Annotated in this window: 19 protein-coding genes; 13 read left to right on the forward strand and 6 right to left on the reverse strand. The window is 61.3% G+C overall.

Features of this window, described 5'->3' with window-relative positions; all coding sequences use genetic code 11:
- The first annotated feature begins 33 nt into the window (after positions 1-33).
- Together HNQ60_RS00155 and yjjJ are read left to right on the forward strand one after the other, a co-directional pair.
- Positions 34-1,293 (forward strand): serine hydrolase domain-containing protein, encoded by a 1,260-nt coding sequence (locus tag HNQ60_RS00155; protein WP_184329002.1) that lies wholly within the window; start codon positions 34-36, stop codon positions 1,291-1,293.
- Between the two features lie 154 nt (positions 1,294-1,447).
- The gene (yjjJ, locus tag HNQ60_RS00160; RefSeq protein WP_184329003.1) at positions 1,448-2,803 is read left to right on the forward strand and encodes a type II toxin-antitoxin system HipA family toxin YjjJ; all 1,356 of its coding nucleotides are present in this window, start codon (positions 1,448-1,450) and stop codon (positions 2,801-2,803) included.
- Here yjjJ and HNQ60_RS00165 read toward each other — a convergent pair.
- The 3 genes from HNQ60_RS00165 to HNQ60_RS00175 form a co-directional block, all read right to left on the reverse strand.
- Positions 2,794-7,134, reverse strand: coding sequence for an nSTAND1 domain-containing NTPase (locus tag HNQ60_RS00165; RefSeq protein ID WP_184329004.1), 4,341 nt, complete (start codon positions 7,132-7,134; stop codon positions 2,794-2,796). The genes yjjJ and HNQ60_RS00165 overlap by 10 nt on opposite strands.
- Positions 7,131-8,849, reverse strand: a complete 1,719-nt coding sequence (locus HNQ60_RS00170; protein WP_184329005.1) for a DUF4062 domain-containing protein — start codon at positions 8,847-8,849, stop codon at positions 7,131-7,133. Before HNQ60_RS00170 ends, HNQ60_RS00165 begins: the two co-directional genes overlap by 4 nt.
- Positions 8,850-8,984: 135 nt before the next feature.
- On the reverse strand, positions 8,985-9,428 hold the full coding sequence (locus HNQ60_RS00175; protein WP_184329006.1) for a nuclear transport factor 2 family protein: 444 nt from the start codon (positions 9,426-9,428) through the stop codon (positions 8,985-8,987).
- A gap of 306 nt (positions 9,429-9,734) precedes the next feature.
- Here HNQ60_RS00175 and HNQ60_RS00180 point away from each other — a divergent pair, with 306 nt between their 5' ends.
- The gene (locus tag HNQ60_RS00180) at positions 9,735-9,899 is read left to right on the forward strand and encodes a DUF1287 domain-containing protein (RefSeq protein ID WP_322096842.1); all 165 of its coding nucleotides are present in this window, start codon (positions 9,735-9,737) and stop codon (positions 9,897-9,899) included.
- Here HNQ60_RS00180 and HNQ60_RS00185 read toward each other — a convergent pair.
- Complete coding sequence (locus HNQ60_RS00185) at positions 9,896-11,023, reverse strand: serine hydrolase domain-containing protein (protein ID WP_407676425.1); 1,128 nt, start codon at positions 11,021-11,023, stop codon at positions 9,896-9,898. The two genes, HNQ60_RS00180 and HNQ60_RS00185, sit on opposite strands and share 4 nt — an antisense overlap.
- A gap of 299 nt (positions 11,024-11,322) precedes the next feature.
- Between HNQ60_RS00185 and HNQ60_RS00190 the strand changes: the two genes are divergently transcribed.
- Both HNQ60_RS00190 and HNQ60_RS00195 read left to right on the forward strand, forming a co-directional pair.
- A complete protein-coding gene (locus HNQ60_RS00190; protein WP_184329007.1) occupies positions 11,323-12,012 on the forward strand; it encodes a hypothetical protein in 690 nt (229 codons plus the stop codon).
- A gap of 106 nt (positions 12,013-12,118) precedes the next feature.
- On the forward strand, positions 12,119-12,484 hold the full coding sequence (locus HNQ60_RS00195; protein WP_184329008.1) for a nuclear transport factor 2 family protein: 366 nt from the start codon (positions 12,119-12,121) through the stop codon (positions 12,482-12,484).
- Here the strand turns inward: HNQ60_RS00195 and HNQ60_RS00200 are convergent.
- Positions 12,469-13,332, reverse strand: coding sequence for a fumarylacetoacetate hydrolase family protein (locus tag HNQ60_RS00200; protein WP_184329009.1), 864 nt, complete (start codon positions 13,330-13,332; stop codon positions 12,469-12,471). The genes HNQ60_RS00195 and HNQ60_RS00200 overlap by 16 nt on opposite strands.
- Before the next feature lie 272 nt (positions 13,333-13,604).
- Between HNQ60_RS00200 and HNQ60_RS00205 the strand changes: the two genes are divergently transcribed.
- A complete protein-coding gene (locus HNQ60_RS00205; RefSeq protein WP_322096823.1) occupies positions 13,605-14,336 on the forward strand; it encodes an SDR family oxidoreductase in 732 nt (243 codons plus the stop codon).
- Positions 14,333-15,109 carry an SDR family NAD(P)-dependent oxidoreductase gene (locus tag HNQ60_RS00210; RefSeq protein ID WP_221303945.1) on the forward strand — a complete coding sequence of 259 codons (777 nt, stop codon included), beginning with the start codon at positions 14,333-14,335 and terminating at the stop codon, positions 15,107-15,109. Before HNQ60_RS00205 ends, HNQ60_RS00210 begins: the two co-directional genes overlap by 4 nt.
- Here HNQ60_RS00210 and HNQ60_RS00215 read toward each other — a convergent pair.
- Complete coding sequence (locus HNQ60_RS00215) at positions 15,093-16,055, reverse strand: AraC family transcriptional regulator (protein ID WP_184329011.1); 963 nt, start codon at positions 16,053-16,055, stop codon at positions 15,093-15,095. The genes HNQ60_RS00210 and HNQ60_RS00215 overlap by 17 nt on opposite strands.
- A 139-nt stretch (positions 16,056-16,194) precedes the next feature.
- Between HNQ60_RS00215 and HNQ60_RS00220 the strand changes: the two genes are divergently transcribed.
- The 6 genes from HNQ60_RS00220 to HNQ60_RS00245 are packed head-to-tail and all read left to right on the forward strand — an operon-like array spanning position 16,195 to position 24,373.
- Positions 16,195-18,483 carry a TonB-dependent siderophore receptor gene (locus HNQ60_RS00220; RefSeq protein WP_184329012.1) on the forward strand — a complete coding sequence of 763 codons (2,289 nt, stop codon included), beginning with the start codon at positions 16,195-16,197 and terminating at the stop codon, positions 18,481-18,483.
- A 17-nt stretch (positions 18,484-18,500) separates the two neighbouring features.
- On the forward strand, positions 18,501-20,087 hold the full coding sequence (locus tag HNQ60_RS00225; protein WP_184329013.1) for a serine hydrolase domain-containing protein: 1,587 nt from the start codon (positions 18,501-18,503) through the stop codon (positions 20,085-20,087).
- A 20-nt stretch (positions 20,088-20,107) separates the two neighbouring features.
- On the forward strand, positions 20,108-21,904 hold the full coding sequence (locus tag HNQ60_RS28010; protein ID WP_407676426.1) for a GMC family oxidoreductase: 1,797 nt from the start codon (positions 20,108-20,110) through the stop codon (positions 21,902-21,904).
- Entirely contained in the window at positions 21,904-22,533 is a 630-nt protein-coding gene (locus tag HNQ60_RS00235) for a gluconate 2-dehydrogenase subunit 3 family protein (RefSeq protein ID WP_184329015.1), read from the forward strand. Before HNQ60_RS28010 ends, HNQ60_RS00235 begins: the two co-directional genes overlap by 1 nt.
- The gene (locus HNQ60_RS00240) at positions 22,530-23,549 is read left to right on the forward strand and encodes a sugar phosphate isomerase/epimerase family protein (RefSeq protein WP_184329016.1); all 1,020 of its coding nucleotides are present in this window, start codon (positions 22,530-22,532) and stop codon (positions 23,547-23,549) included. The genes HNQ60_RS00235 and HNQ60_RS00240 overlap by 4 nt, the downstream gene beginning before the upstream one ends.
- Positions 23,546-24,373: a 3-keto-disaccharide hydrolase gene (locus HNQ60_RS00245; RefSeq protein WP_184329017.1), complete on the forward strand. Its 828-nt coding sequence runs from the start codon at positions 23,546-23,548 to the stop codon at positions 24,371-24,373. The genes HNQ60_RS00240 and HNQ60_RS00245 overlap by 4 nt, the downstream gene beginning before the upstream one ends.
- Positions 24,374-24,534 lie beyond the last annotated feature (161 nt).

The raw sequence follows: 24,534 nt of genomic DNA on the forward strand, positions 1-24,534 counted from the left end.
CATAGGCCCTGGCAATTACCGCATACTCAGCGAATGGGACCGATCCAGAACAGTCACTTGGCGGCGTACATCGACGCGGCAGTCAAAGCACAGACCATCGCAGGTGCGACGACCCTTATCTGGCGCGACAACGAAACCATCCACGCCGCCGGCGGCTGGGCCGACATAGCGCGCGAAGTACCCCTGTGTCGAGATTCGTTGTTCCGCATTGCCTCGTTGACCAAGCCCGTCACTTCGGTTGCCGCTCTCACGTTGCTGGAGGAAGGCGCCTTCCAGCTCGATGAGCCGATCACCCGATGGGCACCCGAGTTCACTGATGTCCGCGTGCTTCGATCTTCGGCGGGACCGCTTGACCTGACGGATGCAGCGGAACGACCCATCAGCTTCAGAGACCTGCTCACGCATCGGTCCGGTCTCACGTATGGCGACTTGCACACGGGCGCAATCGCACAGGCCTATCAAGAAAGGGTCGGACCTGGCATCGACAATCCGCTAAGCCCAGACGCATGGATCGCCCGCCTCGCCTCACTGCCGCTGCTGAGTCAGCCCGGGTCGCAGATGCACTACGGCCACTCAACGGACCTGCTCGGTTTCCTGATCGCGCGAATCGAAGGAGCATCGCTGGATCGCGTCCTGCATCGAAGGATATTCGATCGGCTCGGTATGAAGGACACGAGCTTCAGCATCCATCCCGGTAATGCTCACCGAAAAGCTGCGCTGTATGGGCACGACAGCAGTGGGCACCTGGTTCCGCGGCTCACAGCACCAGGTGGATCGACAATGATCCAGCGGCCGGATGACATGCAGTTCGCTTCCGGAGGACAAGGTCTTTGGTCCACCGCGGATGACTACCTGACCTTCGCTCGGTTGTTCGTGCAAGAAGGATCAGTCGATGGCGTCCGCATTCTTCGCCCTGAAACCGTTGCGATGATGACGACGAACCAATTGACGGCGGCGCAGCGCGCCAGCGCCACGATATTCGGAATGCCTCTTCTGGGTGAAGGGCACGGTTTCGGGCTAGGTGTAGCTGTCGTCATGGATGAGAAGAAAGCGAGCTCCACACCCTGCGGTGGATCCGTGGGGTCATCTGGCTGGCCGGGCGCGTTCGGCGGCTGGTGGCGCGCTGACCCACGGAGGAACACTGTTCTCGTTTTTCTGTGCCACAACGCCATGGAGCGAGAGCAGTTCGAAACAGGGATCGGTCTCGGCGTATACGATGTAATCCACCGCTTCCAGCAGATGGCATCCCGGGTCTCAACGTCTTCAGAATTCTCACCCCAAGTCTCAGCCTGATTTCCCCCGGCTCCTAGGGTCGCGGGCGCGCCTGGACTAGCATCCGTATCTAGTCACGTACTTATGGAGACGAGATATAAATTATTGATTATAAAATAAATAATTAAGTCACTAAACTAGTCATATAACTAGCAAATGCGAGTACACTCGGGCGATGCCATCCAGTCCCAGTGATCTCATCGTCCGCCGCCTGACCGAAGGCTCAGCCTCGTCCGCCGAGTTGGAGCAAGCCATTGGTCAATCACAATCCGCAGTTTCTCGACGGCTACGCGAGCTCATTTCGCAACGAGTTGTCATTCGCCTGGGCACGACGCGAGGGGCGAGGTATGCGCTGCTTCGTGAAATCGAAGGCATCGGCAAGCAGTGGCCACTGCGGCGGATCGACGAGCAAGGGGACATCCATGCGCTCGGTATGCTGAGCGCCCTTGCGTCGGACGAATATCACTTCGATCCTGCGACGGAGCAGTTCGCTTGGAGCGGTCTCAGCGAAGGCATTCCCTATTTTCTGCAAGATCAGCGCCCAGGTGGCTTCCTGGGGCGAGCGGTCCCGCAGCGCTATCCCGAACTTGGTCTGCCGCAGCGAGTCATCGATTGGAACGATGATCACTATCTTCGGTATCTCACACAGCGCGGTGGCGATACCGTGGGCGATCTCATCCTGGGTGACGCCGCACTAGATCAGTATCTCGGACAGCAAAGACACCGTCTCCCAATCGCTGATGCCGAGCGTCTCGCCCGTTATCCACAACTGGCAACGCAGGTGCTGGAAGGCGGACTGCCAGGGTCGTCCGCGCACGGTGAACACCCAAAATTTTCCACGCTGATCGAGGACGCTTCGGGACCGAAGCACGTCATCGTGAAGTTCTCGCCGATCGTTACAACTGCAGTGGGAAGACGGTGGTCTGACTTGCTCATCGCCGAGCACATAGCGCATGAAGTGCTGGGCGAGGCGGGCTTGCCTGCTGCACGGTCCCGAATGCTTCAAGCCGCAGATCGCACCTACCTGGAGGTGGACCGCTTCGACCGTCATGGACCGGAAGGTCGAACAGGCGTGACATCACTCCTGTCTGTGGATGCTTCGCTCTATGGAAAGATAGACAACTGGATATCGTCCGCAACGCGACTGCGCGCTGATGGACGAATCTCCGAAGGAACACTCGAGCAAGTTCGCTTGGCGGCAACCTTTGGCGAGCTGATTGCCAACACGGATCGCCACTTCGGCAACCTGGCGTTCATCGATCGATATGACGGCGAATTCGCACTCGCACCGATCTACGACATGCTGCCGATGCTCTACAAGCCCGAGCACGATCAGATCGTCGAGCGAGTCTTCGAGCCGCCCACTCCGACCACGAGCACGATGCAATCGTATGGACGGGCGCGTGAGCTCGCGGAGAGGTATTGGGGGCGCTGCGCGCGGGACAGTCAAATCTCCGCGGAATTCCAAGCCATCAGCACAGCGTGTCTCGGCGCGCTCCGGGCGCTACCGAGAACAGGGGCTTATGTTTGAGACGAATGCGGTGAAGCACTGATCGCCTGCACAATCGACTGAATCCAGATGGCTTCCCCAGCGGCGTAGGTGCCCTCCACTCCGTTCAGCCGGGGCATTCCGGCGTGCCCTGCGCTGTGATGCAGACCAACTACTTGCCAGAGCATATTGAGCACGGGACTGCCTGCGCTGCCGGGTCCGGTAGCGGCGCGATAGTGGATGCGGCAGACGCCTGGAATCTGCGGCTTGCCGGATGGAGGTCCTTCGTGATCCAGGAGGCCCGCATCGGCGAGACTCAACGCTCGTCCGTTGACGTGGCCTGCGACGTAAAGGCGTTGGCTGTTGTCGATGATCGGCAAGTGCTTTGCCAACTGCAGTGGCTGAACACCTTCGACGGGGCGTGACAGGCGGAGGATACTGACGTCGAGTCGATCAGAGGGCGACTGAAACAGGATGGTGCTGATTCCGTAGATGGCATCCGGTTCCGCGGACTCGAAGACGATCTCGGCGTGCGCAGGTGCGACACCAGGTGAGGTGCCACTTTCATTGACCGCGTGGAACGCCGTCACCAGGACCAGTTCCTCGTGCGCAAATCCCAGTTCAGCGGCGCGCATCAAGAACCCGGTCGCGATCCGGCCAAGCTGCGGCATACGGATGGATGCAATCGCTCTGGCTTGTTCCAGTCCCTTCTTCCACCACTCGAATGTCTGTGAGCCGCCGTCACCCAGTATCGCTTGAAGTTGCTGAGACTGCGGGGCCTCCTCGGCAGTCAAGCGCTGTATGTCTTTCGCTTCCACTTCGATCCTGGCGCCTTCGAATTTCAGCAAGCTGGCGCGCAACGCCGCGACGAGGCCCGATCCGCGACTTCCTGTGCGCTCAAGGTCCCATACCTGCGTCAGTTGGCGCAGTGTGCTGTTGATTGCGAAAGCTGCCGCCGATGCCGAGGATACGTACTCGCGCAAGCAGCGTTCTGCGGCGTCCCAATCGCGCACTCCGAGATACGCTTCCATCAGTGTCGGCAGATACCAGGAATCCCGGTCCTGCGGCTGGATCTTCACCATGCTCGCGATGACTGACTCGGCGACGTCACCCGCAGTCTGATCGCTATGGGTGTGCACTCCCAGGCGCTGCGCTCGATCGAGCAGGGCGACGAGGTTTACGCCATGCCACACGTGCTCGGGGCTCCGTGCATACGCGACTGCATAAGCAGCGATCGCATGGCGCAGACCTTCCTGCGCAACTTCGCTGGTCGGATCGGCCGCATCAAGGAAGATCTGCTTATGCGCACGCCCCTGCAGGCCGGGCACTTCAAGACTTTCCGGGTGATCCGGCGACAGGCGATGAACAAGACTCGACAGGATATCGATGGCAGCCATGACGCGACCGGTCTCGATCAGGCATTGCGCATAGCGTCGGCGGGTTGTGGCATCCTGCGGATCACGGCGCGCAATCGCCTCGAGCAGGAGCGATGCGAACTCATAGTCTCTCGCGCTCATGAGTCGCAAAACCAAGTCTCTGGCGGTTGCAAAGCTCACCGCGTCGCCGGGGGATCTGAGGCTCGCTAGCACACGACTGCCTCGTTCACGAAGGTGGGACTCGGCAATTTCGAGTTCCGCCGGACGGTAATCCTCTCTTCGCGATTGCTCATCCTTCACCAGTTCGCGAGCTTGCTCGAGTGCGCGCTGCTGTTGAGCTTCGCGCTGCGCGTGCGACCTGCTCTCAGCCGATGCCTCGATCAAGGCGCGCTCATCCTCGCTCAGCTCTTCGCGCCAGAGATTGAGCCAGCGCTGCGCCTCGCCCAAAGCCGGTTCTGCGATGGGCGCGCGAGCGGTTTGCCACGAGTTCACGAAGGATGCAAATCTCTGCCGCCACAACATGAATTCTGCATTGATGTCACTGCTCCTCAAGCACGTGGATGCATCGCTGGCGGCGAGTGAGCAATAGAGATCATCCTCATCGGCCGTTGCGACGATGAGTCTCTGGGCCGCGAGCCGATCGCGCAGCGAGCTGGCGTCGGGGCCGAGGGCTGGAATTGTTCCCAGCCGACGCCACCCGCACTGGCCCGGCACGAGGGTCAGGCGGCTGTCGAGGCTGACGAGATTGGCGAAGAAGATTGTCGAGCGGCGGCGATCCGCGGGGGACAGCGTCTCGTAGAACGCATCCTTGCGTTGACGAACCACGCCGTTGATTGTTCCCAACTGATCATAAGCATGATTGGTCAGCCAGCCGCGTCGGCGTTCCTTCCAGAGCTGTGGCAGAACGAGTTGGAGGAGGGGCAATGCGGCAGCTTTGGTGCCCGCATCCGTCACGAGACGATCAACCAGTCCGCTCTCGAACAGGTGACGCTGCTTCTGCGCTGGCCGTTCGATGGCCTCGCGCAGCGACGTCGCAGGCAGCGCGCTGATCAGATAGTGGAACATCTTCGCAGCTCGCGGCTCGAGCCGACTCATCAGACTCCTTTCGGCAATACTGCCCCAGGTGCCGCGACCACACACAAGCACCTTCCGGCTCGCGGATTCGCGTACGACAGTTGTGGTTACGAGCTCCATGCGTTCGGCGCGTGCTGTTTCGTCGCCACCCTCGATGAAGGTATCGGCACCATCGATGATCAGCAGTCCTCGCCTTGCGTCGCCACCCCCATGCAGTGTGGATACCTCCTCGCCAATGGATATGTCCACCATTTCCAGGTCCCACTGACCGCCCTCGACAGCCGCACGCAGCCGCGGTAGCACGCCACCTCGCAGCACCGACGTCTTGCCAACGCCTGATTCACCCGTGACCAGAATGATGTCGTGAGTGGCTACCGCCGCGCATAGCGTCTCCACGTCTCGATCCCGGCCGAAGAAGAAAGGTGCATCATCCTCACCAAATGCTCGCGTGCCAGGATACGGAGTCGCTTCAGCCGAAGCACCGGGGGCGGCGCGCTGAGTCTCCTTCACAGATTCAATCAGCTTCCACACTAGATGCGGGAGGCCGGTTGCGCTCGTATCCGGTAACGAAATCGAGTGCAGCTGATCCAGGCCGAATGATGTGAGCGCGCTGAGCGGTACGTTGCCAAGCAGCACCGGCAGCACTTTCGGCTTGCTGCGCTCGCGCGCCCGCCGCAAAAGCATTTCCCGGAATGCACTCGTCTGCGATTGACCGATGAGCGTCACGAGAAACGCACTGTAGGCGAGCGCGGTCTCGAGCGGACTTGGATCGTTCGCATCCATGGTGGCATCAGCCGGGTCGTACACCGAAAGCCCAGCCTTGCGAAGTTCCGCTGCCAACTGGTGGGCGAGCGTCCCGTCGACAGTTGCGTAGTCGAGCAGAACATCGAAACCGGCGCTCCCCTGCGTGACATCTGCGATCGGTAGTGGGGCATCGCCAATCGCCTCTCCACGCAAGCGCCGGAGCGCATTGGGTTGCTGTTGCGCCAGCTTGCCTCCGCTGGCAAGCAACGTCAGTGCATCGCACAACTTGGAGAATCCGAGGACCCCGACATTCGCGGCTGCTGCCTGCGGCGATTCGCCTACCAGCCGCTCCGCGACGGCATAGCTGCGGTCGTAGGGCAACGCCAGTTCACGATAACCGATCCGTGCGTCGGCCAGGACCTTCGGTAGTCCCTCGCTGGAAAACGCGCGCTCGAATTCAGTGATGAAGGCCTCGCGCTGTGGATGATCGTTCTCGAGCCGGGCAGGAATCACGAGCAAATCCAGCGGACGGCCGCCGCGTAATGCGAGCACCGCGTCGGAACGGAAATCACGGGCGACCGCAAGTGTGCCGTCCAGGTTCTGGTAGTTTGCAGCACACAGCATGACGGCTACGTCAGCGAGCTGATATGCGCACACGCCGCCCATCTCCGTCACACCGGTGCGGCTGTCTACGAGCACCACATCGTAGCCGGTCTGCGGATCGTCGAGTTCCCTGCGCAACCAGGAGAAGAATTCAGCGCCATTCCAGTTGTCGAAGAAGTCCTGCCAGTCGAAGTTTCGAACGGCTTGCGCATAGCCCCGGAGCTTGTTGTCAGGCTCCCGGCATCCAGCCGTCATCAGGTGCACGCATCCGCCCTTCGCTGTCGACGGTACTGCCTCGGTCCTGAAGTTGCGCCACGCACGGAATTCCTTCTTCTCGAACTCCTGGGGGGTCGTCAGCGCGCGCTTGTAAGTGAGGATGAGATCGATGACACCGCGCCGCGTGCGCGCATCGCGCGCGGCATCTCTTTCGAAGTAGTATCGCTCCAGGCCCGGCGCTTCGAGGTCGAAGTCGATCGCAAGCACTCGCAGTCCGCGCTCGGCGAAGAGGTACGCGGCTCCGGCCAGCGCCATCGAGCGGCCAACGCCGCCCTTGAAGGAGTAGAAGGTGTAGATCATGGGCCGGTGCCGCCGAAGAGCTCCGACGACGATCTGGCAACCAGCTCTGTCTGCGCTTCCTGGTAGCTCAACGTGTTCACGAACTCCGGCAGCACGAGTCGCAGCCAGCGCTGCAGCCGCGCCACGCTGTTGAGCGACAGCTCGCAACGAGGATCTTCCTGATCCCGGAAGCGTGTGAACAGCGATCCCACGTGCAGGTGTGAGAACTCGTCCAGCAGATCGCGGGTCGAGAGGTGCGCGGGATCGCAAGGGTTTGCGGAAACGACTGCCACGCGATGGCCGCTGACGAAGGAACCAATGTGCTCGCGCATCTGCGGCGACAGCAGTGCGATCTCATCGAGCAACATCAGGCATCCCTGGTCGCGCGCTTCTTCCATCATGGCGCGCGAGCCAAATCGGTCTTTGCAGAAGTCGTCGAACGAGTAAGGGCGCGGTTGCAGCCGGTACTCGCGGAGCAATCGCCGTTCCCGGCTGCCGGGCTGCTGGTCACCATTGATGCGATCGAACGTACGGTCCAGCAGTTCCGCAATGGTCGAGCCCTCCGGTCCGAACGGTTTCCAGTCCTCGGGCCGCTGTCCATAGAAGTTCAGCGGCCAGTCCGCATGGATGTGCTGGATGGCCTTGCGAAGCTTGTTGAATTGCTTGCGGCGCGTCGTGCGTTGCGTGTCCTTGAAGTCGTTGAAAATGGCGCCCTTGACTGCCACGAGTTCCCGGGCTTTGTCGTCCGTGAGTGCCACCACGACGCAGGGCACACCGAGACGGCGATCGCTGGCAATTGACGGGCTGCATTCGCGGATCGCGTTGTAAGCGACGTTCAATACGCCGCTGGTGGAATCTGCAATGTTCGTAGCCTCGATCGGTTTCGCAACAGCGAGCCATGCAGGTGGAATGTCGCTTTCTCTGACGCCATCCAGCAGAAGGAAAGCCTGGCCACAGCGCTGCGCCGCCATCGCAAGCGCCAGATCCATCGCGGGCCTCGCCTTCATTCGGTCCAGAGCCTGTGTTGTGATGAGAAAAGCGCCCACTCTGGCGGATCGGATCGCAGAGCTGACCGTGAGCTGCAATTTTTGATCGTCCGGTGATATCTCGATTGCGCTGAATCGGCTGTCGCCGCGCGCATTGATCGACTGCGCCGCCTTGGCGTCTGTTCCTTTCGCACAGAGGATGGCCACATCCGTGCGCAATTCCGCTGGATGTTCAGCGTCGAAGCCATCCCGCTGCATCAACGCCGAGGCGCCGCGCTCGCGGCCGAGCTTGAACCTGAAGAACCCCTTCAACGCCAGCTCCGACAGCTGTTTGAGGTCACGGAATTCAGCTGCGCGTTCGTTCACGCGACTGCGAAAGCCCTCGATCAGCGCTGGATCTGCCTTCTTCGTGAAGCCATCGGCAAACGGGGCGGCGACAGCGTCCGGATGCTTGCTGAAGACGTAGCAGTCTTTCTTCTTCCGGACAGCATGCCGATACTCGAGCTCGGTAATCGAGAGGCCTTCGGGATTGAGCTTGGCATTGACTGGTCGAAAGCCGTAACGCAGCCCGAGAATGAGCACGTAGACATCAGATTTCTCGATGTCCTCGAAGCAGGATTCAATGAGTGCTCGAGGCGAAGCTTCGTAGCTCTGGATGATCTGTGCCTGGGAACTGAGGACCTGTTCCACCTCGGCCCGTTCCGGCTTCAGGTCTTCGAGCGTCGACGACAGATACACCGAGTACGCCATGGCATCCTGCTCCGCCGCGGATCGACTTCTTGTAGTTCGGCTCGCAGGAAGCTAAGCACATCGTTGCCGGAGCCGCCAGTGGTCAGTGGGGTGGTGCGAGGCCCCATGTCGCGACGCATCAGCGGGTTCCAGCTATCAGTTGCTGATCAGCGATTGGTGATAGTGGGACGTCGTCCAGCTGCCATTGCTTTGGTGCCAGACCGCTGTGACAACCAGTTGGAGAGTCTCCCACTTTGCGCCGCACCGGATGTCCGCAATGGCCGTGTAGCCGAGCACGCCAACCGTCGGGGCAGGCTGACGCACTGTGACATCCTCAAAGGAGATGGCGCCCAGTTCGCAGGAGTGGCTCTTCAAGGCGTTTACATTCGCCTCCTTCCCGACGATGGGGGCCGCGTTCTCCGCAACGAATCGGTAGTCAGCGTCGAGATACTTTGAGTAGGGCCCCGCATCCTTCTTTCCCCATCCGATCCACATCTCCTGTTCCCGTGCCAGTAGATCGGATTTGAGATCCGCCAACGCCACGGTCGGTGCCAACGCTGCGACCAGCGCCAACCAAAGGACTGGGGACTTATTGTTCATCTTGCTTGCCTCGGTTCCATGCGCGCGGCTGTGGGGAGTCGGCGAAGATGCCGCGCACCGTGGCATTGTATGGAGGTGCCTCTTCGCGAGCGGCGAGTTCTGCGATACGCGCGGTGTTTCCGGGGCACCGGATGCTTCGTCCGCAAGAATCCGCGGTCGCGGTGCGGCTGGTATCAGGGCGGCGTCTATCTGGCGCCGCTGACGTGGCTCGATGGACAGCCACATCAACGCTGAAGAATATGAAAAGCAGCGGGCATCGATCATCGCGAGTGCTTAGAAGCGGCAAGTGAACTGCCCTTGAGCCTCGTGGTCGAGGTCCTGCACATTGGCATCGTGTCCGACGGGTCAGTCGACGGCAGGCTGCTCATCATTCACAACATTGGCCGCGGCACCAGGGAAGAAGATGTTCTGCTGCAGTTCAACCTGATCATTGGCCACCACAGATTGTCGGCGGAAGATCTTCCCAACTAACGCGCCAACTCTTCCTCCACCGCACTGAATGCCGACTTCCCGCCCAAGCGATCGTCCGGCATGCCAGTGACGAACCAGATCACGCCTTTGCCGCCGTTGATGTCCAGCCACAGCCCGGCCTGCAACCCATATGCAGAGCCGGAATGCCCAATGCGTGCGACACCATCGCCGAAGGGGTCGTCGCGGCAGCCTTGTATCGGTGTGGCCAGCGTCTGCACTGCCAGGCCATAGCGACAGAAGAAGCCCTGATCGACATCACCCGTATCTTCTTCGAAGGTCTTGCCGTTGCCGGCACTGTATTGCCATTGCGGGGTGATCATCGATTGCACGGAGGCAGGCGCGAGCAACCGTTTGCCATCGATGCTGCCGTTGCCGAGAAGCAATCGTCCGATGCGGGTCAGGCTGTTGGCCGAAATGCGCAAGCCACCTTGCGGTGAGAACAGCGCACCGTTCTCGCCGGCACGCCAGCGCGACAGATCGCACTTGCCGTCCTCAGGCGGGACTACTGCGCAGTCGGGCTTGCGGCCCTGATTGTCGTCCTTCACCGGTTTGCCATCGGCGTCGTACAACACCACTGCGCGGGCGGCGATGGCTGCGTCACAGCTATCCCAATTGAAGCAGGCGTCGATGCCGAGCGGTTCCAGCACGAGCCGATCCATCAGCTTGTCGAAGCGCTCACCGGTCACCCGCTCCATGATCTGGGCCACGAGCGGAAAGTTGAGATTGGCGTAGCGGAAGTACGTGCCTGGCGCATGCGCGGTGTCCCATGCGCGAGGATCTTCGGCGACGTCCCGCAATTTTCCGCCCAGCGTCACCTGCCAGTAGCCGGCACCGTCGGTGAGACTGGAGCGATGAGATAGCAGCAGACGAAGCGTGATGGGCGCGTCAGGGAACGCCGGATTGCGCAGGCGCCAGCCGAGCAGGGTCGACACGTCCGCATCCAGATCGAGCTTGCCGGCCTCCACCAATCGCATGACGCCGATAGTGGTGACCAGCTTCGAGATCGACGCGATTCGTACCGGGTCATCTGCAGTCACCTTGCGGCCTGCGGCCTTGTCGGCGAAGCCGTGCACTCGGGTGGCGGTGACGCCGTCGCGATCGAAAGCGACGCGCACGCTGGCGATAGGTTCGCCTGCGAGAACCGCAGTACTCAGAAGCAGCAGGAGGCATGTGACCCCAAGGCAGTTAGTCGTCAGGTTTGCTATCTGGAGGCTTCGCACGAGTGCTCCTCGGGGCGGCGTATGGATGCATAGTACAGCGCTCGTACGATGAATATTCCAGATCGGGGATAGAAAGAAAGCGAATGGAGCTACCCGCCGCGCAACTGATAGCTTGGCGACCATCATGCAAAGTTCCCGGTGATCCATGAGTTGGCGAGTCGCTCTGTTCTCCATGGTTGCGTTCATGGGTTGGGATGTCAGGGGTGAGTCGACTGAACCGACATGCCCGCCTGATGCCGTATCTCGATCGCCTGCTCAGCCATGGCGATCTGTTCATCGGCGAAGTTCACGGCACGGTCGAATCACCGCGCCTCATGCAATGCCTGGTGGAGCGCGCTCTTCCTCGTGTAAATGAAACGGTAATCGTGTCCCTGGAGCTTTCAGAGCGCGCCCGCGATTCCGGCTCTCTTCACTGGCGCGACATCAGGGATGGGCGTTCCTCCGCGGCGATGTGGTCGCTGCTCGAGTTCCTGGTTCAGAAGGAAAGAGAGGGCGCGCTGCGGCTGCATTTTCAGCACGGCGGCCAGGTGCCGGCGGGCATGAGCATCGATGAGTACAGCGGCATGGCGCTGAAGACGCTCGTCAAGGAGGGTTTCGTGATCGCCCTTGCCGGCAACTTTCATTCGAGCCGTGCAATAGAGCCGCGGCGCCCGGGCATCGCGCCAGCCGGCACGTACGTCGGTTCGGACATCACGCACATCAGGATCGAATCAGTCGAGGCTGGCGAAGCCTGGTTCTGTTCGTCGGATCCGCCATGCCGCGTGCGGCCGATGCCGGGAACGTCAATCAAGAATGCTTCCGCAGGGGAACTCGTGGATGGTTCAGAGATGAATCACGACCTGATCTTCTTCGTACAGAAATACACAGCTTCAATGCCGTTGCACGGCGATTGAGCCGGCGGTGATGGAAGCACACCGACCCGAGCGCCGATCGCAACGCGTGTCGCATCAGTCGCAGCGTATAACCCTTGGAGTAATCTCAGCTCAGAGGGCATTGCAAATGCAGGGGAATTCGCAGATCTCGGCGGTCGTCGACCGGTACTTCGAGGGTTTGTACAAGGGCGACGTCGACCTGCTGCGCAGCGTCTTTCATCCGCAAGCCCAGTTGTTCGGCGAAGTCCGCGGCAAGCCCTACCACAACACGCTCGATGGATATCTCACAGCGGTAGCGGGCCGCCCGTCGCCGCACGCCAAGGCTGAGCCCTTCGAGATGCAGTTGCTCAGCGTCGAAGTCGTGAACCAGGTGGCTTCGGTCCGCGCGCGTTGCCCCATGCTCGGGCTCATCTATATCGACTTTCTGTCACTGGCGAATGACGGAACCGGCTGGCGCATCGTCAACAAGACGTTTACTCACGTCGACGCCTGATCGCTGCCGCGATAGCGCACTACGCGCTGTCGCTGCTCGCCGAGCCCGGCGATCCCGAGCTCGACGATGTCGTTCTCGCGCAGCCAGCGTGGAGGCTTCATGCTCATGCCGACTCCGGGAGGAGTGCCCGTGCTGATCACATCGCCGGGCTGAAGGCTCATGAACTGACTCGTGTAGTGCACCAGATGCGCCACATCGAAGATCATCGTGCGAGTGTTGCCGTGCTGCATCGTCTGACCATCGACCTTGCACCACAGGTCCAGTGATCCCAGGTCACAGGCTTCATCGAGCGTGACGAGCCAGGGGCCGAGCGGACAGAACGTGTCGCATCCCTTGCCTTTGTCCCATTGGCCGCCGCGTTCGAGCTGATAGCTGCGCTCCGAAACATCGTTGATGACACAGACGCCTGCGACATGGTCGAGTGCGTCTTCATTCGACACGTAGCTCGCTGGCCGCCCGATCACGACACCCAGCTCCACCTCCCAATCACCCTTCTGCGATCCCGGAGGCAGAATGATGTCGTCGAACGGGCCGACGATCGATGAGGTGGCTTTCAGGAACAGGATCGGCTCGGCAGGGACCGCTTGACCTGTCTCGTGGGCGTGATCTGCGTAGTTGAGCCCGACGCAGACGATCTTGCCGACCTGCGCGACTGCGGGGCCGATACGAACCGCTGAATCGACAAGTGGAAGCGCACAGGGGGAGAGTGCGCGCAGGCGCGGCAGCTCGGTTTCCAGCGTGCGTCCATCGATGTCTCCGACTTCCGCGGAGAGATCGCGGATGCGGCCGGCGCTGTCGAGCATGCCCGGCCGCTCGTGGCCCTTCGGGCCGAATCGCAGCAACTTCATCTTCAACCCATCGCAGCTTGGTGTCGTTGCGACGGTACGGCGAATGCGCGGCGGGCGACACGATGGGTTTGATTGAACTGCGATGCTGATTTGACCGTGTCAGCATTGAATCAAAACGACACCCGTCGAACGCTCCGACGGCACGATCAAATCGATATCGGTATCGCGTCAACTGCGTCGTGGTGCCTGCAGTGACCCCGTCGATAGCTTGCCTGCATCGTACCGCGCATGCGCGAAGCATTCTTCGCTTCATTTCGATCATTGGAGTATCAGTGTCTCGATTGGCAGGTAAGACTTGTTTGGTCACGGGCGCGGCGCATGGAATGGGGCGGGCGATTGTCGAAGAGTTCCTTGCCGAGGGCGCGCAAGTCATCGCCACGGACATCAACGTCGAGCCGCTGGCGGAGTTGCGCGGCGACGTGGAGGTTGTGCAGCTCGATGTGACGAGTCAGCGGGACGCATGTGAGGTGGCACAGCGCTTCGCGTCAACCAATGTGCTGGTGAACTGTGCGGGTTATGTGGCCATGGGAACCGCGCTCGAATGCACAGCCGACGACTTCGACGCCAGCATCGACGTCAATGTGCGATCCATCCTTTACATGGTGCAGGCGTTCCTGCCCCGCATGATCGAGCGGCGCGATGGCGCGATCATCAACATTGCTTCCGTCGTGTCCACGACGATGGCGGCGCCGCGCCGTTTTGCATACGCGGCAACGAAGGGTGCCGTGATCGCAATGACCCGGTCGATCGCCTTCGACTTCGGACGTGAGGGAATTCGCTGCAACAGTATCAGTCCAGGCACCGTAGACACGCCCTCGCTCGCGGTACGGCTGAACGCCGCTGCTGATCCGGATGCTGCGCGCACAGCACTCATTCAGCGACAGCCGCTGGGCCGAATGGCACAGGCAGCCGAGGTTGCCGCCGTCGCTGTAATGCTCGCATCCGCCGAGAGCTCATTCATGAGCGGCGCCGATGTGGTCGTCGACGGAGGCATCAGCCTTTGAGGACTTTCGCAGCGCCGTCAAGGCTGGCCGTCGTCACCGGAGGGACGACGGGCATCGGCTATGAAACCGTCGTGGCCCTGGCGCGTCGCGGATGGGATGTCGCCGTCAGCTATATCGACGGCGAGGACGCCGCTAAGGCAGTGGCCGATCGCGTCGAAGCAGAAGCGCGCCGCTCATGGGTGGCCCGATGCGATGCCGGCATTCAATGTGAGGTGGAACGCTTCTTCGATGACGTCGCTGAACATTTCGGCCGCGCACCGGACCTGCTGATCAACAACGCGGCGGTGCAGACCTGGAGCTCGCTGCTGGAGCTGGATGAAGCGCGATGGGATCTCGTGCTGCGCACGAATCTCAAGGGCTGCTTTCTCAACACACAGAAGGCCGCCAGGCTGATGATCGCGGCGAGGCAGCCGGGCGCCATCATCAACATCGGCTCGGGCTGCAGCAAAGTCGCCTTCCCGAATCTGGTCGACTATTCCGCGTCGAAAGCGGGGATCGCTCAGCTGACGAGACTTGCGGCCATAGAACTTGGCCCGCATGGCATCACGGTGAATTGCGTCGCGCCCGGAGCGATCGAAGTCGAGCGGACGCGCCATGAAGCGCCCGACTATGTGCAGCGCTGGTCGAGCGTGACTCCGATGCGGCGAGTGGGCAGGCCCGCCGATGTCATCAATGCAATTCTTTTTCTCGCGAGCGAAGAGTCGAACTTCATCACCGGCCAGACGCTGCACGTCGACGGCGGCGTTTTCACGCAGCCTAATTGGCCATACTGATCCGGCCGCTGCGCGGAGCCGGCGTCGTGCCGCGCTCGTTGCCGGGAACAGATGTGCGTTGTCCATCGGTCAGGCGATTGCGCTGATCACGGAACTGCGTCGGGTTCATTCCCTTCAGCGTGAGGAACTTCCGGTTGAAGTTCGCAATGTTGTTGTAGCCGCAGCGCATCGCGATATCGGTGATGCTTTCGTCGGTTTCCATCAGGGCGCGGCAGACTTCGCTGATGCGCAGGATGTTGACGAAGCCGACGAACGTCTGCCCGGTCGCCTTGCGGAAGAAGCGGCTGAATGCGGGCGGCGTGAGGCCCACGAGTGAAGCGATCTCGGACTGGCTCACGTCGCGCCCGAGGTTGTCGCGTACATAGCGGTGGATACGCTCGATGCGCTGGCGATTCGCCTGGGTGATGTCGTTCGTGATGTGATAGTCCGCGCTGGCAAGCGAGCGCAGATCGTGGGGAGACTGCGCGAGAACCTGCAGGATTTCGAGCAGGCCCATGAGGCGCACCAGGCCTGTCTTCTGGAAAATACCCTTCATCAGCACCTGCACACGTTCCGCTGTTTCCCCCTGAATATGCAGTCCGCACTTGGAGGCGCGAAACAGCTTGTTGATCGGAGCAAGTTCAGGCAGGCCGAGAAAATCGCCGCCGAAACTCTCGGGGCGGAATTGCAGCACGACGGCTTCGGACCGCAGGTCGTCACCGCGACGCTCGTTTCCATCGTGCCAGCAGTGCGGCAGGTTGGGCCCGAGCAGCACCAGATCGTTCGGCCGGTACTGTTCGATGCTGTCGCCGACGAAGCGGGTGCCTTCGCTGCGAACAACCCACGTGAGCTCGAACTCCGGGTGGTAGTGCCACGTGTGGTCGGCCGCGAGGCTCGCGCAGGCGAACCAGAGACTGCACAAGGAGCTCTCGGAATCGGTCTGCACGTTTTCGAATTGTGGCTCCATGATCTCGTTCCCCCGGATGACTGCCCGCGGATATTAAAACCGTACACGAATGCGGCCAACTATTGCATAGTCCGGCGCGCGCAGCGTGTGTCCTAATCGTCAGCGTCCGCAAAGTACAACTGGTCTTACCGGGGGCTGCATGATCCGTCACGACATTCCCGTCCTGACTTCAATCGCGTCGATCAACAAATATCGCTGGGGCACGCTGTGCGCGCTTTCGTTCGCGTCGCTCGCATCCGCCCAGTCGGCGGAGCCTACGACTACGCCGCCTTCCAGCATGCTTCTGGAGGAGGTGGTTGTCAGGGGTTACCGGATTGACGCGTCAACCAGCGCGACCGGTATCGTCACGGACATCCTGGATACGCCGATCTCCATCACCGCGATGACGGACCAGTTCCTGAAGGACACCGGCTCGACGCAGATCATGGATGCGATCGGTTCGCTGACCGGCGTCACCGGGCAGAGCAACAGCGGCGAAACGGGGACCAATTTCGGTGTGCGCGGCTATGCGATCACCCCGCAGGTCGACGGTTTCAACACGCTGTCGACGGCCGCGGGCCTGGGCTCGTCCATTGGTGTGGAACGCATCGAGGTGATCAAGGGTCCTTCGGCGGTTTTCAACGGCAATGTGCCGCCGGGCGGCATCATCAACATCATCTACAAGAAGCCGTCCTTCACGCCGAAGACCTATCTCGAAGCGGGGATCGGCAGCTGGGACTACAAGAGCGGCGAGCTGTTTTCGACGGGTCCGCTGTTTTCCGACAAGCTTGCGTACCTGATCAATGCTTACTACAAGGATGCTGACGGCTGGGTCGACTGGACGGGCAGCGAAGAGAAAACCATCATCGCCGGGCTCGCCTATGCGCCCACCGACGCGATCAGGCTGAACCTGAACTATCGGCGCATCGACAGCGATCTTCGCGCGTCGACGCTGCCGGTGAGCCACCAGGGGTTCATGGGATCGGGCACGCCCTGGTTCGTGCCGCTGGATGCGTGGGTGGACGCCGTTTACGGCCCGAACGAGCCGCCGCAGACCATCACGATTCCCGAGTATCTGCCCGGCGGCGAGCGCTACAACGTCATGGGGCCGCAGAACCTCAACGAGACCGACGTGGAGATCGCCTCGCTGGACTTCACGATCAAGGTCAACGATCACATCGAAGTGCGAAACGGCTTCATGTACAACACGTACTCGTGGAAGCCGCTGTCGCTGATCCAGAGCGGCGCCAAGGTGATCGGCGCGGACGGGCGCTCGAGCATCTTCTCGAGCTTCCTGACCGGCGAGGTGGCCGAGACGGGCTGGGAAAACAAGCTGGAAGCTGCCTTCACGTTCGATACCGGACCGGTCAGTCACGCCATGCTGGTCGGCTACAACGATCAGTATCGCGAAGCGGACAGAATGAGGGTCTTCATCGGGCCGCCGGCAATGAATGGCGCCGGCCAGATGTGGGACTACTTCACCGACGGCCCGCGCATGCTTCGTGATGAGTTCAATGCACGGCTCGCAGTGAATCCGGTGCCAGACATTCTGCAGGAAGACTACGGGCACACGCGCACGCATGCCTATTACATCGCTGAGCAGATGTCGGCATTCGATGAGCGACTGCGCCTGCTGGTCGGCGGACGCTACACCGAGACGAAGCAGAGCGGTAATCGTGTGAGCGACACGACTCCGCAGGTGGGTCTCGTATTCAAGCCGTTCTCGCCTGATTCGCGATTTGCGGATACATCGATCTTCGTGAACTACTCCGAATCGTTCACGCCGTCGGGCCTGCTTCAGCCGGGTACGGACGATGTAGTGCCGCCCGCGCAGGGCGTCGGCAAGGAAATCGGCATCAAGACAGCATGGTTCGGCGGCAAGGTCGCGAGCACGATCTCTGTATTCCAGGATGATCTCGAGAACATCGCGACCCCGGATTATTCCGACCAGGGACAGAACGGCTCGATCGTCTCGTATCACCTGGGCGGCAAAGGCCGCACGGAAGGCGCCGAGGCGGAGGTCGTGTGGACGCCAAGCGCGGCACTGCAGATTTCCGCCAACTACACGTATCTGCCCACCGCGGAGTACATCGACTATCCAGGCGTGCCGCAGCAGATCGGACTGCGCTTCCCGTCGACTCCGAAAGAGCAGTGGAACCTGACCGGCCGCTACCAGTTCGAGGAAGGTGCTTTGTCGGGCCTGTATCTCGGCGCCTGGATACATGGGCAGTCCGAAACGCGCGGCGTGATGGCGGGTGACTGGAAGTACGACATCCACATTCCCTCGCTGGTCCAGGCGGACGCATTCCTCGGCTACACGTTCTTCGGTAAGCTGGATGCCCGGCTGAACGTGAAGAACGTCACCGACCGCGATGGCTACGTCATGAACAACGCTTTCCAGCCCAACCCGCCGCGATCCGTGTATCTGATGCTGAACTATTCGCTCTGACTCACGCATTGGACGAGATGGCAAACTTCCAGCGCAGGCAGTTTCTGGGTCTCTCCGCGGCGGTACTCGGTCTGGGTGCCGCCGCGCCTGTCCGGATCTTCGCAAACGCCACCGCGGGATCTGGCGGAGTCGACCCGGAAGCCATATCGCGATTCATTCAGGCAGCGTCTTCGCGTCATGAGATGCACAGTCTCGTCATCCGCCGCCATGGAGCGCAGGTCGTCGCGGGATGGTGGGCGCCGTATCGTGCAGGCGCGGTGCAGAGCCTGTATTCACTGAGCAAAAGCTTCACGTCGACGGCCGTTGGATTCGCGGTCACGGAGAAGCGATTGAAGGTGACGGATCGGGTCATCGACTTTTTTCCCGATGAGCGTCCGAAGCAGATCAGCGACCATCTCGCGGCGTTGCGCATTCAGGACCTGCTCACCATGTCAGTCGGGCACGCTGTGGACTCGACGCCGGTCATCACGAGACAAGACGACTGGACCAGCGCGTTCCTCGCGCTGCCGATCGAACACGCACCTGGCAGCGTGTTCTTGTACAACAGCGGTGCGACTTACATGCTCTCTGCGATTCTCCAGAAAGTGTGTGGCGTGTCGCTCATCGACTACCTGCGGCCGAGGCTGCTCGTGCCGCTTGGCATCGCCGATGCTCGCTGGGCCGTTTGCCCGCGCGGCATTGATACCGGCGGCTGGGGACTGAGCATCTCAACCGAATCGATTGCGAGCTTCGGGCAGTTCTATCTGCAGCAAGGTCAATGGGGCGGCCGGCAATTGTTGCCTAAGCGATGGATCGAGGAGGCAACGAGCTTCAAGATCCAGCAGCCCGGCGGTCCACCGCCCAATCCGGATCTCGCTCAGCTGAAACAGGTGAGTGACTGGCATCAGGGCTACGCCTACCAGTTCTGGCGCTGCCGTCACGATGCCTATCGCGGTGATGGCGCGTTCGGGCAATTCTGCATCGTCCTGCCGAGGCAGGACGCCGTCATTGCCATGACGAGCATGACGCCCGATATGCAGGGCTTGCTGAATCTCGTCTGGGAGCATCTGCTCCCGGGGATGTCCGACGGCGCAATCCCAGATTCAGCGGGCGCTGCGCGGCTGTCGGGTGAAGTGGACTCGCTGACTCTGCCGGTGCCGAAAGGCGCTGCCGATTCAGCGTATGCCGCGCGTCTCAGCGGCAAGCACTTCGATCTCGAGCAGAACGATCTTGGCCTGCGCAGCGTGTCGCTGCGCTTCGACGGTCAATCGAGTGTGTTCGAGCTGCACGCGCAGGATTCGGCCCACTCGGTGACTTTCGGCGTGGGTCAGTGGCGCGACGGCGTCACGACGATGCCTGGTGTACCGCCAGAGTTTTCCGAGCTCATTGGAAGAACGTCGCCGCTGCCGCTGCCGATCAAGGTTGCTGCAGCGGGAGCCTGGACCGACGAGAATACTTTCGTGATGCAGTGGCGCTACTACGAAACACCGCATCACGACACCGTGACCTGCAGGTTCGACGCGGATCGCGTGCGCATCGAGTTCGTGAACAACATCACCGCCATCAGCGGTGGGGCACATCCGGAGATCCGGCCCGCACTCAGCGGTCGACTCGCATCTCAATAAGAGAAGATCCAGTGAGCTTCATTACCTTAGATGCTGCAACCAGGAAGTCCTATGACGTCATCGTCGTAGGCTCAGGCGCCGCGGGCGGTCAGACGGCATACACGCTGACCATGGAAGGCGCGCGTGTGCTGATGCTGGAAGCGGGCCGTCACTACGATCCGTTGACGGAAACGCCGATGTTCCAGACGAACGATCAGGCGCCGCTGCGTGGCGTCAGCACGGTCGACAAGCCTTTCGGCTTCTACGACGCAACTGTGGACGGTGGGTGGGAAGTGCCTGGAGAACCGTACGTTCAGGCCACCACTGATCCCGCGAGCCGCTTCACATGGTGGCGGGCTCGCATGCTCGGCGGTCGCACGAATCATTGGGGACGCATCTCGCTGCGCAATGGTCCCTATGATTTCAAGGGACACTCGCGCGATGGCCTGGGGTTCGACTGGCCCTTCTCATACGACGAGATCGCTCCGTACTACGACAAGGTCGAGATGCTCGTCGGTATCTACGGATCGAAGGAGGGTCTGGAGAATACTCCGGACTCTCCAGACGGATGCCTTCTCCCGGCGCCGAAGCCGTTGGTGAGCGATCTGTTGACCGCAAAGTACGGCCGCACGCTGGGCATTCCAGTGGTCGCGTGCCATCGTGCAGTGCTGACCGAGAAGCTCGATTCGAAGCGGCTGCCAGCGAAGCTGCATCCCGGCAACGCCAATGCTCAGGCCATCCTCGCGGCAGACATGCAACGCCGCGCTGCGTGCTTCTTTGCGACGGAATGCGGTCGCGGATGTTCCACGCGTTCGAACTATCAATCAACCACCGTGCATCTGCCGCCTGCACTCGATACCGGCAAGCTGGATATCGTGACCGATGCGATGGCACGTGAGGTCACGCTCGACAAGAACGGCCGCGCTTCGGGCGTCCGTGTCATCGACAGAAGGACGGGAAAGGAAATTCACGTGACGGCTCGCGTGGTGGTGCTCGCCGCGAGCGCGCTCGAGACTGTACGCATCCTGCTCAACTCCAAGTCCGCGAGCTTCCCTCAGGGCCTCGCGAACTCGAGCGGCAAGCTGGGCAAATACATCATGGACACAGTCGGCGCGAGTCTGGTCGGACAGATCCCGCGACTGGAGAGCCTGCCACCGCACAACGAGGACGGCGTGTCGGGCGGTCACATGTACTCGCCGTGGTGGCTCTACAAGGAACAACTCGCAGGCAAGCTCGACTTCGGGCGTGGCTATCACATCGAGTTCGGAGGCGGTCGGCACATGCCGTCTGTCTTCACCACCGCCGGCATGGAGTGGCTGACGGGCGGAAGCTATGGCGCGAAGTTCAAAGAGGATGCGCGCCGGTACTACGGTTCGACGATGTATTTCTCGGGCCGCGGCGAGATGCTGCCGAACGAGGATTCCTTCTGCGAGATCGATCCCGCCGTGAAAGACAAGTGGGGCATCCCGGTGCTGCGGTTCCACTGGAAGTGGTCGTCGCACGAGATCAACCAGGCCGCCCACATGCACAAGACCTTCGCCCAGCTGATCGAGTCCATGGGTGGGCGCGTGCGAGGCTCCGTGCAGACCGACGGTCGCAAGGCCATTGCCCACGGAGGCGAGATCATTCACGAAGTGGGTGGCGCCATCATGGGCGAAAGCGCGCGCAACTCTGTCACCAACAAGTGGTGCCAGGCGTGGGACGTGAAGAACCTGTTCCTCACCGACGGCGCACCCTTTCCGTCGAACGCGGACAAAAACCCGACCCTGACGATCATGGCGAACGCCTGGCGCGTGGCTGATCACATTCTCGATCGCATGCGCCGCAAGGAGCTGTAATGGACAGACGTACGACGATCAAGTGGATGCTGGCCGCATCGGCGTCGCTCCCAACGCTCCAGGGCGTGGCTGTTCATGCAGCGCAGAGCACGGGGACCGCGGCAGTTGCGAAGCCGTACGGCACCGATCCCGATCTGATGAAGGTCTACAAGGCGGGCGATCTGTGGCCGCTGACCCTGAGTTCCACTCAGCGCGCGACTGCGACGGCGCTTTCCGATCTCATCATTCCGGCGGATGCGACATCGCCCAGCGCGTCCGCGGTGGGTGTGATCGATTTCATCGATGAATGGATCAGCGCGCCGTACGAAGTGCACCGGAACGATCGCAAGACGATCCTGACCGGCTTCGAATGGCTGGACAAGGAATCCTCCAGTCGCTTCTCGAAACCCTTCGCGCTGCTTTCGACCGCTCAGCAGCGACAGATCTGCGATGACATCTGCTACGCACCGAAGGCGGCCGCGCAGTTCGCGGATGCAGCGAAGTTCTTTGCCCGCTACCGCGACCTGACTGCCGGCGGGTTCTACACGACGCCTGAAGGCCGCAAGGATCTCCAGTACGTCGGCAATGTGCCGCTCGCGAGATTCGATGGTCCGCCGGCGGAAGTACTGAAAAAAGCAGGCTTGCTATGACATATCCCGTTCTTCGATCGCGTCGCCAGGTCCTTGCGGGGCTGGGTGTGGCTGCTGCCGCGGCACTATTGCCAGCGGGCGGCGAACAGGCGCACGCAGCCGCAGGTGCGTCGACGTCTTCTGGCCCGAAGCCGCCGAGTACGCCATGGGTGTTCGGATTGCAGCTCTACACGTTGGAAGACGCGCCGGCCAAAGATCTGAACGGCACGCTGAAAACAGTCGCTGACATCGGTTATCGCACGGTGGAGTTGCCGCAGCCCTACGGCAAGTCAGCTGCAGCATTGCGCCACGCGATCGACGAAGTGGGCCTGTCTTGTCCGGCGATCCATGCGCTTCCTCGTGCATCCGAGGGATCGTGGGACATCGAGGGGGACGTCTCGCGACTGGCGGATGATGTGTACACGCTGGGCGCGGCGTATGTGGTCGTTCCCGCGCCACGCTACTCGGACGCCTTGGTTGAAGCGCTGAAGCACCCGCCTGAAGGGGGCTTCAACACGACGAACCTCGCGGAGCTGATCAAAATCCTGAAGGCCGATGACTGGAAGCGCACGGCCGATCTGCTCAACGAAAGGGCGGTGGTCCTTGCGCGCTCAGGTATTCGCCTTGCGTATCACAACCACGGTTTCGACTTCTCGCCCGTGGATCATGGCAAGAGCGGCTTCGACATCCTGCTGGAACGCACCGACCCGAAGCTCGTGGACTTCGAACTCGATGTGGGCTGGGCAACTGTCGGAGGACAGGATATCCAAGGGTTGTTTCAGCGAGCGCAGGGTCGCATCCGCCTGCTGCATCTCAAGGATGCACAGAAGCCCTCTCGCAATCCGCTGGATCTGGCGTCAGCGGACGTCGGGAAGGGCATCGTCGACTGGCGAGAGATCTTCACGCTGATTCGCGAGACGAAAGTGCGGCATCTGTTCGTTGAGCAGGAAGCGCCTTGGAACGGCACCACGCCGATGCAGGCCGTGCGCGTTGCGTACGCGTATCTCAGTCAGAATTTCGGCACGGTGAAGGCATGAGCATTCGGCATTACTTCTCGTTCAGTCTTCTCCTCGCTGTCGGGCCGTTGATCGCGGCGACGACCTTTGCTGCCGGGACCGAAGAGTTTCCGACAGGCTACTCGGATGCACCGAAGCTGCCGAACAGCCAATGGCGCATCCACGACGAAGCGCGTCCGCGTCCGCCGATCGTGGCGCCCGGTGCGGCGGGGGCTTCCGCGAAACCCCCTGCCGATGCAATCGTGCTGTTCGACGGCACGAATCTGGATGCCTGGCGAACGGTCAAGGACAAGAGTCCCGCGAAATGGAAGATCGTCGACGGCTACATGGAAGTGACTGCGGGCGCCGGTGACATCCAGACTCGCGAGGAGTTCGGCGACAGCCAGTTGCACGTTGAGTTCGCCACGCCTTCGCCGCCCATCAATCGCAGCCAGGGTCGCGGCAACAGCGGCGTGTTCCTGTATGGCATGTACGAAGTGCAGATTCTCGACAGCTTCGAGAATCTCACCTACGCCGATGGGCAGGCTTCAGCGATCTACGGTCAGTCGCCGCCGCTCGTGAATGCGTCGCGTCCGCCCGGCGAATGGCAGACGTTCGACATCATCTACACGGGGCCGCGTTTCAAGGACGGCAAGATAGTGACACCCGGCTACGTCACGGTGCTCCACAACGGCGTGCTCACCCAGAACCACACTGAGCTTCTCGGTGCTTCGCGGCATCACGCGTTGCCGGCGCAAGTCGTTCATGGCCCTGCGGGCCCCATTCAATTGCAGGACCACGACTATCCCGTGCGGTTCAGGAATATCTGGATACGACCGTTGGGAGCAGGGCCAGCTAGCCGGTAGCCAGACAGATCGTCATTCCCGCGCAGGCGGGAATCCATCTTTGCAAAGACATGGATCCCCGCTTCCGCGGGATGACGGCTCGCAGCCGATCAAATCCATATCAGCGCGCCGTCAACTGCGGTGTGGCCGGCGAAAGAGACTGCTTATAGTTTGAGAGCCAT

The organism is Povalibacter uvarum, assembly GCF_014202975.1.
Classification (GTDB): Bacteria; Pseudomonadota; Gammaproteobacteria; order Steroidobacterales; family Steroidobacteraceae; genus Steroidobacter; species Steroidobacter uvarum.